This window comes from Wolbachia endosymbiont (group A) of Clivina fossor (genome assembly GCF_964026865.1).
Lineage (GTDB): Bacteria > Pseudomonadota > Alphaproteobacteria > Rickettsiales > Anaplasmataceae > Wolbachia.
Genome location: NZ_OZ034707.1, coordinates 1,047,812 through 1,062,715, shown reverse-complemented (window position 1 = coordinate 1,062,715; position 14,904 = coordinate 1,047,812). Strand labels below are relative to the sequence as shown.

Genomic DNA, 14,904 nt, shown 5'->3' with positions numbered 1-14,904 from the left:
CTTTAGTTTTAGCCCTATAAAAACTTCCTAAAATAGCTCTTCTTTTTTACCGATAAGATACAATCCAGATTGGACACTGAGTTGGTGAGTATAAAATTCTACGTCATTCCACCATGAACCGTCATACCGCGATTCATTCGCGGTATCTCTAGATCCCGCTAACAAGCAGCGGGATCCAGGATTTTGATTGGGTTGGTAAGCATAAAAGTATAGCTTCTACGTCATACCGTGATTTATTCACGGTATCTCACATAGATCCCGCTAACAAGCAGCGGGATGACGAGCTTATCGTCATTCCACCACGAACCGTCATACCGCCGCGGTATCTCTAGATCCCGCTAACAAGCAGCGGGATGACGATTGTCAGGCTAGCTGTCATCCCAGTTTGGAATCCAGGAAAAAGAATGGTGTCATCCCAGTGCCCAGACACTGGGATGGCTTTGTTGCATCGCTATTTATGAAAGGCTAACTATAGTTAGGATTATAAGCAACCTATTGAAAATCTTGTTTTTTTGCAATCAATCTGATCAAATTTAAGAATAGTAATTTATTATTTATATTAATAAATTTAATTCTATTGAAAATAGCTAAAGCATTGAAATTCTTGAATTTTAGCCGGATTAGTGAGTGGTAGTGAAATTTCTTTTACTCAAATTTAGGTATTCACTGACCGTTCTTGTTATAAATACCAGAATAATAAGCTACTGATATTCTCTATCTTTTTTATCTTTAATCCATCATAGCTAGCGATGCAACAAAGCCCACTGGGATCCAGGAAAGTTTGCTTGTTTACAAGCAAACTAGCATAGAAAGTGGTTACAACGTTTTCGATGAGATTATATGGAAAACTGGATTCCAGTGTCAAGCACTGGAATGACATCACAGGGGCACTGGAATGACACCTCTCTTGGGCTCTTTTAGCTATAAACATTAAGAAATTTACCAAGTAAAAAAAAGGCAAAAGAAACCCTGGTCATTGTCTATTTTCTGTATTGGCGTTTTTTTAAGTCTTAAACACTGCAATTTAGCTGCTTTTAAGTGCAACTCACCTTAGTTCAAATGTTTAAGAAATTTACTAAGCAGAAAAAAAGGCAAAAGAAATCCCGTGTTAGCTAGTTGTCACTCTCTAATCCTGCAAATTGGCGTACTATGCTGTCTTAAACGACTTATAAGCGCGTTTCAGCTTGTGTAGGTAAAAACCTAGAAATATTGTGAAGACATAAGGTGCACATAGTGCAAAAAATTAAAAATAAGACGCCAACTACGTTGTTTTTTTGCTGTTTAATCTGCACAGATGAAGATAACTGAATACCTTCAGTTTCATGATAAGGGGGCTGACGGAGTTTGTCAAGTAAGTTTTGCATTTCTGTGAGCTACCTGCTAACCGACAGCTAACATTAACTACCAATATCGTATCTGAAGAAGCCCCCTGGCCATTCTAAAAAATTTAATGCTGAGTACACCTTACTTTTGGCTTCCTCTATAGTGCTCCCTTCTGCTACTATATTTAGCACTCTTCCGCCATCTGAAACCCAATTACCACTCTCATCTAATTTAGTACCAGCGTGAAATACCAATATACCAGGAATGCTTTCAATTTTATCTAATCCCTTAATTACTTCTCCCTTTTGATAATCACCCGGATAGCCTTTACTTGCAACAACTACACAAACTGTAGATTTGTTGTTAAGTTCCACCATTTTGACATTTAACTTTCCTTCTGCAACTGACAACATCAATTTTAACAAATCGCAATTTGAATCAAATCTAGGTAATATAGATTGCGTTTCTGGATCACCGAATCTAACGTTATACTCGAGAAGTTTTGGGCCATCTCTGCAAATCATTAAACCAGCAAAGAGTACTCCCTTATAAGGCGTACCCATGTTAACCAATGCTTGAGCTGTAGGGTATATTATTTTTTGGATGATTTTTTGCTCCATGTCCTTACTTATAATTGAAGGTGATGAGTACGATCCCATACCCCCAGTATTTTGGCCTTCATTATTTTCATTCACTCTCTTATAATCTTTTGCGCACCCAAGAGTTACTACTTTCAACCCATCAACAAGAGCAAAAAAGCTTACTTCTTCTCCAATTAAAAATTCTTCTATGATTATTTCTTCACCTGATTCACCAAATTCTTTCTCCACTAGCATTGAATCTATTGCTGAAAAAGCTTCGTTTTCTGCGCAACATATCATCACGCCTTTCCCTGCCGCAATTCCATTTGCTTTCACTACAAGTGGAAACTTTATTTTATTGCTACGTACAAAATCTTTAGCTAATCCTTCATCAACAAAACACTCGTACTTGGCAGTTGGTATGCCATATCGCTTGCATAGTCCTTTGGTGAAAGACTTTGATCCCTCAAGTTTTGCAGTTGCTTGACTCGGAGCAAAAACATTTATTCCCTCTGCAACTAAATCATCAGCAAGCCCATCAATTATTGGTTGTTCTGGACCAATAACAACCAACTCTATATTTTCTCTCTTGCAAAATTGTGTAACATCCACTGAATTTTGAATATTTACATCCACAAGAGTCCCAAGATCTTTCATAGCTTGGCGACCAGGAGTTACATATAACTCAGTCAAGATAGGAGATTTTTTTAGAGCCCAAAGTAGAGCGTGCTCACGTCCACCAGAACCTATAACCAGAACCTTCATCTTTATTTCCTCGCTTTTCTATATGTCAAAATTATTATTTGCTTATAACAGTATCATTACTCATATATTTTTGCAACACGTTTGGTATTGCAATCGACCCGTCAGAATTTTGATAATTCTCCATTATGGCAACAATCGTTCTTCCTATAGCTAAAGCTGAGCCGTTTAAAGTGTGAACATATTTTTTTATCTTTTTATCAGTTTCTGAAGAGTATTTAGCGTTCATCCTTCTTGCTTGAAATGCACCACAATTTGAGCAGCTTGATATTTCTCTATATTTATTTTGCTCAGGTAACCATACCTCTATGTCATAAGTCCTTTGTGCAGCAAAACCCATATCACCACTACACAGTAGCATTACTCTATACGGTAATTCTAGTTTTTTTAATATCTCTTCAACAACATTCGTCATGCGCTCAAGTTCATCATTTGATTGGTCTTCAGTTGTAATACTCACCAACTCCACTTTACCAAATTGGTGTTGCCTTATCATGCCTCTCGTGTCTCGCCCTGCGCTGCCTGCTTCTTTACGAAAACACTCTGAATACGCAGTAAAACGAATAGGCAGTTCTTTTTCCTCTACTATTTTATCAGCAACCAAATTTGTTAAAAACACTTCACTTGTGGGAATCAACCTCAATTCGTCGGTAGTTAAATACGAATCGTCAGAAAATTTCGGTAGCTGACCAACATTATACATAGCTTCGTTTTTCACCAAAGCTGGGTGGTACACCTCAGTATAGCCAAATTCATTAACATGCATTTCAAGCATAAAATTTATTAGCGCTCGTCCAAGCTTAGCTAACTGTCCTTTTAATATCGCAAATTTTGATCCGGAAATTTTCGCCGCTTGTTCGAAGTCCATTAAACCTAATTTTTCTCCGAGTTCATAATGAGATTCTGGTACAAAATCAAACTGTCTTTTTCCTCCATATCTTCTCACCTCTAAATTAGAGTTCTCATCTGCGCCTATTGGCACATCTTGCGCAGAAATATTCGGCAAGTTAGATAAAACATTCACTAACTTATCCTTTTCTGCTTGTTCTTTTAAGCTAATTGCCTCTATTTCATTCGTAATGTTTTTTGATGATTTTATTTGCTCTTCACAGGGGCTTTTGCTCATTTTAAGCTTCTTTATTTCCTCTGTGATTTCATTGCGCTGCCTATTTAAATCTTGCAATTTAGTGGTTAATGACCTTTTCTCGTGATCAATTTCTAATATCTCTTTTGCAGTAAACTCTCTTATCCCCCTGCTTTTCATTGCCTTTTCAAATCCTTCAGGGTTTTTGCGTATATATTCTATATCGTGCATATATTGTGCTATTACTAACATTATTACTGTACTTCAAAAGCTCTTAATATTCAATATTTTCTCATACTACTAAAATTATTATGGTTGATTTTTTTGTTAGAATTTGTTAAAATTTAATTAACTTAGCGTTCATAGGATATAGTATGTCGGGCATCATAAAAAAATATAATCAATTTAAAGAGAGCACTTACTTTGCTGGTGGAAAATTCGTTATCTACGCTACTTGTGTATGCCTAGCAGCCACATTTGCTGTTGGCTATTTGGGGTTGATAATAGGTCCCTCTATTGACCTTTCCACTTGCTATGCTCACTCTAACCCCATAGTTTGGGTTTTAATGGGAATAATTCTTACAGTAGCATACAAAATGGTTGTTGAACCTTTATTTTACTTAGCAAAGAACTATATTAATGGAAAAGGAGCAGGTCAAGGTGAGCAAAAAACTCAAGATGGAGATAGTGGTGTTGTACCAGATGGCACGGAAAGCCCAGAGAATAGAAGTCGTAGAAATTCTGATGCTTCAGTAGATAGTGGTTTGGATATGAACTCAAAAATTGTTACATATAATACTGCAGGGGACGGTAACTGCTTTTTCCATGCGGTATTTGGTGATAATAGCTCTGGTCAATATAAGGCTGAAAAAGCACAAGATATGAGAATGGAGTGGCACAAATTTTTAAGTCAATTTAAATCTTTGGATGATCCAAGTATGCCAGCTTCTCTAAGAGGGCATCTAGAAACGCTTTTTAATATGTTTTTAAACAAGCCAGGAGATCTAACTGGGAGGTCAGATGAAATAAAGAAGCTGGTTGAACAGACAAATGAAAAGACTAGAAATGCTAAAGATAAGGTTGGGGAGCTAGTAGGTAGAGTTATTAGAAATTTTAATGTATCGCATGATAAAGCTATCAGCGATCTAAGAGAATATGCAGAAGCTCTTGATCCAGATAATTTTGATGAAGAGATTTACAAAACAAAATACAATAGTGACGTTATTACAAATTCATTTCTTAATAACCCTGAACTTTACAAAGCTTATTTAGAAGCAATAAATAATCCGTGCTATTATATTTTTATCAAAGAAATCCCTATTTTAGCTTCTTTAGCTAACATTAAAATTAATGTCTATTATAAAGACAATAACAACGAGAAGCACGAGGAGTTTAAGCCAGATCCACAAATGATAAATGATGATCTGCTAAATCACATATTTGGTCGTGGAAGTTATAAATTAAACGACGAGTTATGGGGTGATAAAAGACAAGAAACAATATACTTAAAACCTGGTCATTACAAGAGAGCTAAGGTAGTAGAGGCAGAGCCTTCTCTTATGGAAAAAAGTAAATTCGGCTCTACAAGGTGCTGCAGCAGCATATGCTAATGCATTAAGTTTGAACACATAGAATGTATGCCCCTCCAAATAGGAAGTTTGACGATTGATTCTTCAGTTATTTTAGCTCCAATGTCAGGGGTAACTGATTATCCGTTTAGAAGTATTGTAAAGAAGCTAGGTGCAAGTTTGTTAGTTTCAGAGATGATTGCAAGCAGAGCTATGATTATGCAAACTCGTCAGAGTCTGCAAAAAGCAAAAGTCGATGAATTAACTGCTGTGCAGCTTGCTGGATGCGAGCCGGATGTAATGGCAGAAGCTGCAAAACTAAATGAGGATATGGGTGCAAAAATAATAGATATAAATTTCGGTTGTCCTGTTAAAAAAGTTGTAAACGGTTATGCAGGATCAGCGCTAATGCGTGATGAGAAAAAAGCCGCTGAGATAATTGAGGCCGTGGTCAAAGCAGTGAATGTGCCAGTTACGGTGAAAATGCGCACTGGATGGAACGATGAAAATCGCAATGCACCGAGGCTTGCGAAAATTGCCGAAGACTTAGGAGCAAAAATGATCACTGTGCATGGAAGAACGAGGGCACAGCTCTATAACGGCCAAGCAGATTGGAAATTCGTTAGAAATGTTAAGGAGCAAGTGAAAATTCCAGTTGTAGTAAATGGCGATATTAAAAATTTAAATGATATTCAGAATGCTCTCAAAGAATCTGGAGCAGACGGAGTGATGATAGGTCGTGGTGCCTACGGTAAACCTTGGCTGATTAATCAAGCAATGAACTTTCTCAGTGGAAGTGAAACTTCTGAGCCAACAGCTTCAGAGAGATTAAGCATCATACTCGAGCATTACGACAATATTCTTGAGTACTATGGAAATAACACAGGAATAAAGATGGCCCGCAAACACATAGGTTGGTACAGTAGCGGGCTTCAAAGCTCATCTGAATTTCGCATGAGAGTAAATAACATGACAGATAGCACAGAAGTGAAAGAAAATATTATTGGCTTTTTTGGTCAAGAGACACACTAGCTGTACTCAATTCGACTGATCATATGCCACTACGCTCTCTTCCTCACCAGAGTGTAAATGACAATTATTATCCATAAACCATTTCTCGTCATAAGTTTCAATATCAAAATATTTTTCATATTTATCTATATTATCACAAAGTGAAAGTGCTCTGATCTTATTCATAATCAAACCTGTACCAGCAGGAATTAATCTTCCTACTATAACATTTTCTTTTAATCCACTTAAAGGATCACTCTTCCCGCAGAATGCTGCTTCTGTAAGTACTTTTGTTGTCTCTTGGAAAGAAGCAGCAGAAATAAAGGAGCTAGTTTCAAGACTTGCCTTAGTAATCCCCTGCAGAATAGGAAGATAATGAGCAGGCCGTTTGCCAGAGTTACTCATAGCATCATTTTCCCTATCAACTTCCAGCTTGTCAATGCTTTCGCCAACCAAGTACATAGTATCACCAGGATCAGTAATTTCCACTTTTTGTAGCATTTGTTTTAAGATCACCTCTAAATGCTTGTTGTCTATACGAACACCCTGCAATCTATAAACTTGCTGTATTTCAGAAATCATATAGTGCGCTAAAGCTTCTAACCCAAGCACACGTAAAATATCATGGAGATCAGGGTCACCATCCATCAATAGATCACCTTTACGTACAAAATCACCTTCATTGACTATTACATGCTTACTTCTTGATACCAAATATTCAACTGGAGAAATTTGTTCATCTACAGGTTTAATTAATATACTGCGTTTTCCTCTACGGTCTTTTTCAGAAAACGCTACATAGCCATCTATCTCACTAACAATAGCATGCTCTTTAGGACGACGTGCTTCAAATAACTCTATAACCCTCGGTAAACCACCAGTAATATCACGAGTTTTAACTGACTCTCTTGGTGTTCTTGTAATAACATCACCTGCATGAACCTTCTGGCCATTTTGTACATTGAGCACTGCACCAATTGGTATAAAATAACATGCTTCAACGCCACTTGCGAGTGTCATTACTTCACCATTATCGTCAAGCAGCACAATACGAGGACGTAAACTAGCTCCACCAGAATGCAATTTCCAGTCTTTTACTACTTTGCTTGATATTCCTGTAGATTCATCCATCACTTCAGTGATCGAAATTCCATCTTTTAAGTCCTGATAAGACACTGTACCAGTCTTCTCCGTGATAATAGGCAATGTATAAGGATCCCATTCCGCAACTTTATCGCCAATTTTTACTGACCCACTCTCATCCACATAAAGTTTAGCACCGTAAGGTACACTATGCTTCAACTTCTCACTACCAAGGCTATCAACCAACACGACTTCACAGGAACGGCTTATCACAATTTTATTTCCGTTTCTATCTATAATTATATTACTATTGTTTAACTTTATTTTAGCACTAATAGAAGCTATAATATTTGAGGATTCAACGCCTCTAGTCATTACCCCACCTATATGGAAAGTACGCATCGTTAACTGAGTACCTGGCTCTCCAACAGATTGAGCAGCTATAACACCAACTGCTTCACCTATTGAAACAATTTTACCAGTTGCAAGGTCTCTTCCATAACACAAAGAACACACACCAGGACTTATTTCACAAGTTAAAGGCGATCTAATTTTTACAGCATCAAGACCTGCAATGCTGATTTGCTTTACTTTATCCTCATCAATTAATTCCCCTGCTTTTACTAATAATTCTTTTGTCACTGGGTTATATATACCATTTGCAGATGTTCTACCCAGCACAACACTCTCTAGAGATGCAACTATAGTACTTCCTTCAACTGTAGCTCTCACAACAAGACCATTTTTTGTTTTACAGTCATGCTTTGTAACTATGCAATTTTGAGACACATCAACTAAACGACGAGTTAAGTATCCAGAGTTTGCAGTTTTAAGCGCAGTGTCAGCTAAACCTTTACGCGCACCGTGAGTAGAATTAAAGTATTCAAATACGTTCAATCCTTCACGGAAATTAGAAATTATAGGTGTTTCTATAATCTCACCAGAAGGTTTGGTCATGAGCCCTCGCATTCCTGCTAGCTGTTTCATCTGTGAAGTAGAACCCCTTGCACCAGAGTTAACCATCATATACACTGAGTTGTACTTACTATTTCCATCATATACAGATATTGCTTTTAACATATCATTAGCTATCATATCCGTACACTTAGACCATTCATCTATAACCTTGTTATACCTCTCACTTCTAGTTATTAGCCCATCTTGATATTGCATAGAGAATTTCTTAATTTCACCCCTCGCGTGATCAACATGTGTAGCTTTAGTTTCAGGTATAACCAGATCACAACGACCAAAAGAAACACCAGAAAATGTGGCATACTCAAAGCCAAGTACCATTAATTTATCAGAAAATGCCACTGTAGCACTTTGACCACAGTTACGATATACTAAATCAACTATACCAGTTATTTCCTTGACTGTTAATATCTGATTTATTAGATCGAAGCCTAGATTCTCATGCTTAGGAAAAATTTGCCATAATATTAAACGGCCAGGAGTTGTACAAACAGTTTTATAGTGAGTTTCACCGCTGCTATTAATATACTCCATCCTATACTTTATACTAGAATGAATATGTAAAGTACCATCACTCAAAGAATGCTCAACTTCACAAAAAGCACCAAAAGATGGTAAATTATCTTCCTTAGGTTCTTGTAAAATCAGATAATATATACCAAGTACTATATCTTTACTAGGAACTATAATCGGTCTGCCATTAGAAGGACTTAAAACGTTATTAGTGGACATCATCAACACCCTAGCTTCAAGCTGAGCTTCCAATGAAATTGGCACATGCACTGCCATTTGGTCACCATCAAAATCAGCATTAAACGCCGTACAGACAAGCGGATGAAGCTGTATTGCTTTGCCTTCAATAAGGATTGGCTCAAAAGCCTGAATACCAAGTCTATGTAGCGTAGGCGCTCTATTCAACAAAACAGGATGCTCTTTTATTACCTCTTCAAGCATATCCCAAACTTCTGGTTTTTCTGCTCTTATCAACTTACTAGCAAACTTAATAGTTGGAGCCATACCATACATCTTAAGCTTTGAGTAAACAAAAGGTTTGAATAGTTCAAGAGCCATTCTTTTTGGTAATCCACACTGATTTAGTTTCAAAGTTGGACCAACAACTATTACAGAACGTCCAGAGTAGTCTACCCTTTTTCCTAAGAGGTTCTGGCGAAAACGACCCTGTTTTCCTTTTAACATATCACTAATGGACTTTTTATATCCAACAGCACCAGCTTTGTTTACCAAAGTATTACGACGACTATTATCAAAAAGAGAATCAACTGCTTCTTGTAACATCCTTTTTTCATTACGAATCATAATCTCAGGAGGATTTAAGCTCAACAATTTCCTCAACCTGTTATTTCTATTAATAATAGTCCTATAATGATGATTCAGATCAGAAACTGCAGGACGACCACTTTCAAGCGATACCAAAGGACGCAAATCAGGTGGTAAAATAGGTATAGTTGTAAGTATCATCCACTCAGGCCTATTTCCAGATTTAATGAAGTTTTCAATAATACGCAATCTCTTTATAATTTTCTTTCTTCTTATCTCAGAAGCAACAGACTCTAATTCTAGTCTTAAATCCTTCCTAATTTCATGTAAATCAAGGCGCGTTAGCAACTCTCTTATAGCTTCAACACCTTGCATAGCTACAAAACTATCGATCCCATAGCTATCTTTAGCTTCATTATAAGCTTTTTCACTAATAATCTCACCTTTTTCAAAAGGCGAAACAAGAGGATCTATCACGATATAATTATCGCTATATAAAATATTCTCAATATCTCTGAGAGACATATCCAATAATGCTCCAATTCTTGAAGGAAGCGATTTCAAAAACCATATATGAGCAACAGGAGATGCAAGCTCTATATGACCCATCCTTTCTCTTCTTACTTTAGAAGATGTAACTTCTACTCCGCATTTTTCACATATGCGACCTCTGTGTCTTCTTTTTTTGTATTTTCCACATAAACATTCATCGTCATTGACAGGGCCAAAAACCTTAGGGCAAAATAATCCACCTTTCTCAACTTTGAACGTACGATAATTTGCAGTTGAAACATCTTCTATCTCACCACAAGATATACGCTTAATACTTTCAGGGCTAGCAATCGATATGCTAACCTCATTAAAAGGTTGTGCAATGTTAGTGTGAGATATATCTTCAATCACTACATCATTTTGCTTTAAATCTACATTTAAACATAAAGAACGTAGTTCTTTTATCATCACATTAAAGGATTCAGGAATTCCACATTCAAAATTACTGTCACCTTTTATTATCGATTCGTAAATCTTAACTCTACCATTAATATCATCAGACTTCACAGTTAACATTTCCTGCAAAGTATAAGCAGCACCATAGGCTTGTAATGCCCAACATTCCATTTCACCAAAACGCTGACCACCAAAATGAGATTTTCCTCCTAGAGGTTGTTGAGTAACCAAACTATAAGGCCCTACTGAACGCGCATGAATTTTACCATCAACCAAGTGGTGCAACTTAAGCATGTACATGTAACCAACTGTAACCTTGCGGTCGAATTTTTCACCACTGCAACCGTCATATAATACAGCTTGTCCAGAGTTATCCAAACCAGCAAGTTCAAATAATTTTGCTATTTGTTCATCTTTTGGACCCTCAAATACAGGTGCAGCAACAGGAACGCCATCACGTAATTTACGTGCAAATTCAATGAGATTATTATCACTAATATTACGAATATCATTACAGATAGATACGTTACTACCATAGCTATAAACCTCAATCAGGAAATTACGTAAATTGCTGTATGAACTTTTACAAGAGTTCAAATAGTTCTCTACTAACGCATTCAACTCGTCATTTAGTGCATTTTTATTAGGTGTATTTAAAACAGAAGCCATTATTTCATCATCATCAATATTTTCAATTTTTTTATTGTCAAGGTATGCTACTGCAAATTGTGTAAAATTATCATCGTTAAGGGACCTAATTCCCTTGCAAAAAGCACTTTTGATTTTATTGATCTCATCGAGAATATTACTTACCCTTTCCCCTAATTTTCTACAAGCCCAACCTACATGCGTTTCCAGTATTTGCCCTACATTCATTCGTGAAGGAACACCAAGAGGGTTAAGAATAATATCAACAGGAGTACCATCTTCCAAATAAGGCATATCTTCCACTGGCACAACTCGAGAAATCACACCTTTATTCCCATGTCTACCAGCCATTTTATCCCCTGGTTGCAGACTATGTTTCACAGCAATGAAAACTTTTACTGACATCGACACACCTTGAGGCAGGTCATAACCTTCATGTAATTTTTCTACTTTTCGCTTAAACTGTGCTATTGCATGTGATACTTTTTCATCAAAATCTTTTTTTAAGCTCTTAACTTGCTCAGAAATGGATTGGTTTTTTAGTCCTATACCCCACCATTGCTCACGTTCAATAGAGTCAAATTTTTCTCGATCTTGAGAACCAGAATTAATAAGAAGTTTCTTCAGTTCATCATAGAAATATTCACTAGTAACATTGATTATATAATCTCGCTCTTCCTCAAAGTCATTTACCTCTTTTTGTTTGATGAGTAATGCCCTTTCATTTTCTTCAACCCCTCTGCGTGTAAAGACTTGTACATCAATTACTGTCCCTTCAACATCTGGAGATGTATATAAAGAGGAATCCGCACAATCGAATGACTTTTCACCAAAAATTGTCATTAATAACTTCGTTTCAGGAGGCAATGAAAGAGAAGGTTTAGGTGTAACTTTACCTACCAGAATATAGCCTGGACCAACTCTTGTACCAATTTTCACTATACCACTATCATCTAAGTGATATAGATTTTCTTCATTAACACCAGGTATAGCACGAGTTATTTTTTCTGATCCTAAAGGGGTATCATGTACAACACAGTCAAATTCTTCTATATGAATAGAAGTAAAGAGATCTTTTTTAACAACTTCACTAGAAATAATAATAGAGTCTTCAAAATTATAACCTTGCCAAGACATAAAAGCGACTAGCAAATTTTTACCAAGCGCCAACTCACCACTGTTAATTGCAGGACCATCAGCTATTACATCACCCTTTTTAACATAATCACCTACGCACACTAGCGGTCTTTGATTAATACAAGTATTATGGTTAGAACGCTGAAATTTCCTTAGATGATAAATATCTACGTCCAAGTAGTTAACCCTTTCTTTATCAAAAGCACGTATAACTATAGAGTTACTATCAGAACTATCAACTATGCCATCGCGTTTTGCTAAAACTACAGCACCAGAGCCAGAAGCTACAAAAGACTCCATACCAGTAGCAACCAGAGGAGCGGTAGGCTTCAATAAAGGTACGGCCTGACGTTGCATATTTGAGCCCATTAATGCTCTATTAGCATCATCATTTTCTAAAAATGGAATCAAGGAAGCCGCAACTGATATTACCTGCTTAGGAGATACGTCAATGTAACTCACCTGATCACTACTTACCATAATGAAACTACTAGCATATCTACAGTATAGCATATCATCAACAAAGCAATTATTTTCATCGAGCTTTGCGCTGGTATCAGCTATATAATATAAACCTTCATCTATGGCAGACAGATACTCAATTTGATCAGTAACAACCCTATTAACTACTTTTCTATAAGGACTTTCAATGAAACCATATTTATTAATACGCGCGTATATAGCTAAACTGTTGATTAACCCTATATTTTGCCCTTCAGGAGTCTCAATAGGGCAAATTCTTCCATAATGAGTTGGATGAACATCACGCACTTCAAATCCTGCCCGTTCTCTTGTTAAACCGCCAGGACCTAACGCGGACAACCTTCTTTTATGTGTTATTTCAGATAACGGATTAGTCTGATCCATAAATTGAGATAATTGAGAAGAATTGAAGAAATCTCTTAAGACATTAGTTAACACTTTTGGATTAATAAAATCAGATGGAGAAACTTTATCTAAACTAGAAGTGGACATAGAATCAACTATTGCGCGTTCCAATTTCAACAACCCAGTTCTAAATTGATTTTCTATAAACTCTCCAACTGATCTTACTCTTCTGTTTCCTAAATGATCAATATCATCTACAGATCCTTGACCGTCACGTAACAATACTATTTTTTTTACAATTTCAATAATATCTTCATACGTTAAAACAGTTAAATCCTCATCATAATTTAATCCAAGGTAAGAGTTAAGCTTCAACCTACCAATGTTAGACAAATCATAATATTCCGGACTGAAGAAAAGATTACGGAAAAACTCCTCTACTATCTCTAAAACAGGAACTTCACCAGGACGCAAAACTCTATATATTTCATATAGCGCATCCTGATAAGACATGTTTTCGTCTAAGAAAAGCGTATTTAATATATAAGGTCCAACAGATACATTATCTATGTTCAATACTGATATTTCATCCACAGACAATAACTCAAGCTTCTTTATGTCTTCCAGCTTTATAGATTCACCAGCAGATAAAATTTTCGTAGAGCTAGCACTATCCATTAAATCTTCTGCGAGGAATAAACCACATATAGAATTAAAAGGAACCAGATACTCTTTCAATTCATTATCATATAGCTTTTTAGCTAGTCTTGAGGTGATACGAACGTTAGCTTTAAGCAGCACATTACCTTCAATATCCATTAAGTCGAAAGGCAACCTCACTCCTTTAAATTTATCAGGAACAAAAGGCACTTTCCAACCATCTTTATGTTTTACATACTTTATTTTCTCATAAAATCTATCGAGTATATCATTATTTGATAGACCTAACGCCTTTAACAAAACTGAGATTGGCAATTTTCTTTTTCTATCAACACGAAAATACAAATGGTCTTTAACATCAAATTCAATATCAAGCCAAGAACCCCTATAAGGAATAATTCTAGCAGAATAGATCAATTTACCAGAATTGTAAGTTTTTCCCTTATCGCTATCAAAAAATACACCAGGAGACCTATGCATTTGTGAGACAATAACTTTTTCTACACCATTAATGATGAAAGTGCCCTTATCAGTCATCATAGGCAACCCACAAAAGTGGACTTCCTGCTCTTCTATAGATTTTACAACGGTTGCAAGTTTAGAATGATCTCCACTCTCTTTAATCGATTTATATTCATCAAGAGAAATACCATCCTGCATAACAACAAGACGTATAGAAGCAATAACCTGAGCAGAAAAAGTTACACCACGCTTTATACACTCAGATTCATCATACTTAGGATCATCTACCCTACAACTTATAAACTCAATAGTAGCCCTACGCAAAGGATCATTTATTGGAAAGATTGTATGAAAGATAACTTCAAGTCTTTCATTACCCTTATTCTTAGGAGCAAATGAATCATACGATTCTTTTTGAACCTTAACCAAATCCAATAAAGAATCTTTTAAATCAATCGACCTAGAATAAGAAACTCTAGGGACAAAAGCACCAGAAGCGTACATATAAGAAGAATCAACCATTAAAATACCCCAAACTAATTAAAAGAGCTATATC

General features: G+C 36.3%; 5 protein-coding genes. 2 read left to right on the top strand and 3 right to left on the bottom strand.

Annotation, left to right across the window (positions count from 1 at the left end; all coding sequences use genetic code 11):
• Positions 1-1,397: 1,397 nt before the first annotated feature.
• Together purD and serS are read right to left on the bottom strand one after the other, a co-directional pair.
• A complete protein-coding gene (gene purD, locus AAGD99_RS05355) occupies positions 1,398-2,669 on the bottom strand; it encodes a phosphoribosylamine--glycine ligase (RefSeq protein ID WP_253307305.1) in 1,272 nt (423 codons plus the stop codon).
• Positions 2,670-2,703: 34 nt separating this feature from the next.
• Complete coding sequence (gene serS, locus AAGD99_RS05350; protein WP_341822808.1) at positions 2,704-3,981, bottom strand: serine--tRNA ligase; 1,278 nt, start codon at positions 3,979-3,981, stop codon at positions 2,704-2,706.
• Between the two features lie 335 nt (positions 3,982-4,316).
• On the opposite strand from serS, the gene AAGD99_RS05345 reads away from it, so the two are divergent.
• Both AAGD99_RS05345 and dusB read left to right on the top strand, forming a co-directional pair.
• Positions 4,317-5,360, top strand: coding sequence for a hypothetical protein (locus AAGD99_RS05345; RefSeq protein WP_341822807.1), 1,044 nt, complete (start codon positions 4,317-4,319; stop codon positions 5,358-5,360).
• Between the two features lie 27 nt (positions 5,361-5,387).
• The gene (gene dusB, locus AAGD99_RS05340; protein WP_341822806.1) at positions 5,388-6,350 is read left to right on the top strand and encodes a tRNA dihydrouridine synthase DusB; all 963 of its coding nucleotides are present in this window, start codon (positions 5,388-5,390) and stop codon (positions 6,348-6,350) included.
• A gap of 6 nt (positions 6,351-6,356) precedes the next feature.
• Here the strand turns inward: dusB and AAGD99_RS05335 are convergent, their stop codons facing one another.
• Positions 6,357-14,870 carry a DNA-directed RNA polymerase subunit beta/beta' gene (locus tag AAGD99_RS05335; RefSeq protein ID WP_341822805.1) on the bottom strand — a complete coding sequence of 2,838 codons (8,514 nt, stop codon included), beginning with the start codon at positions 14,868-14,870 and terminating at the stop codon, positions 6,357-6,359.
• Positions 14,871-14,904 lie beyond the last annotated feature (34 nt).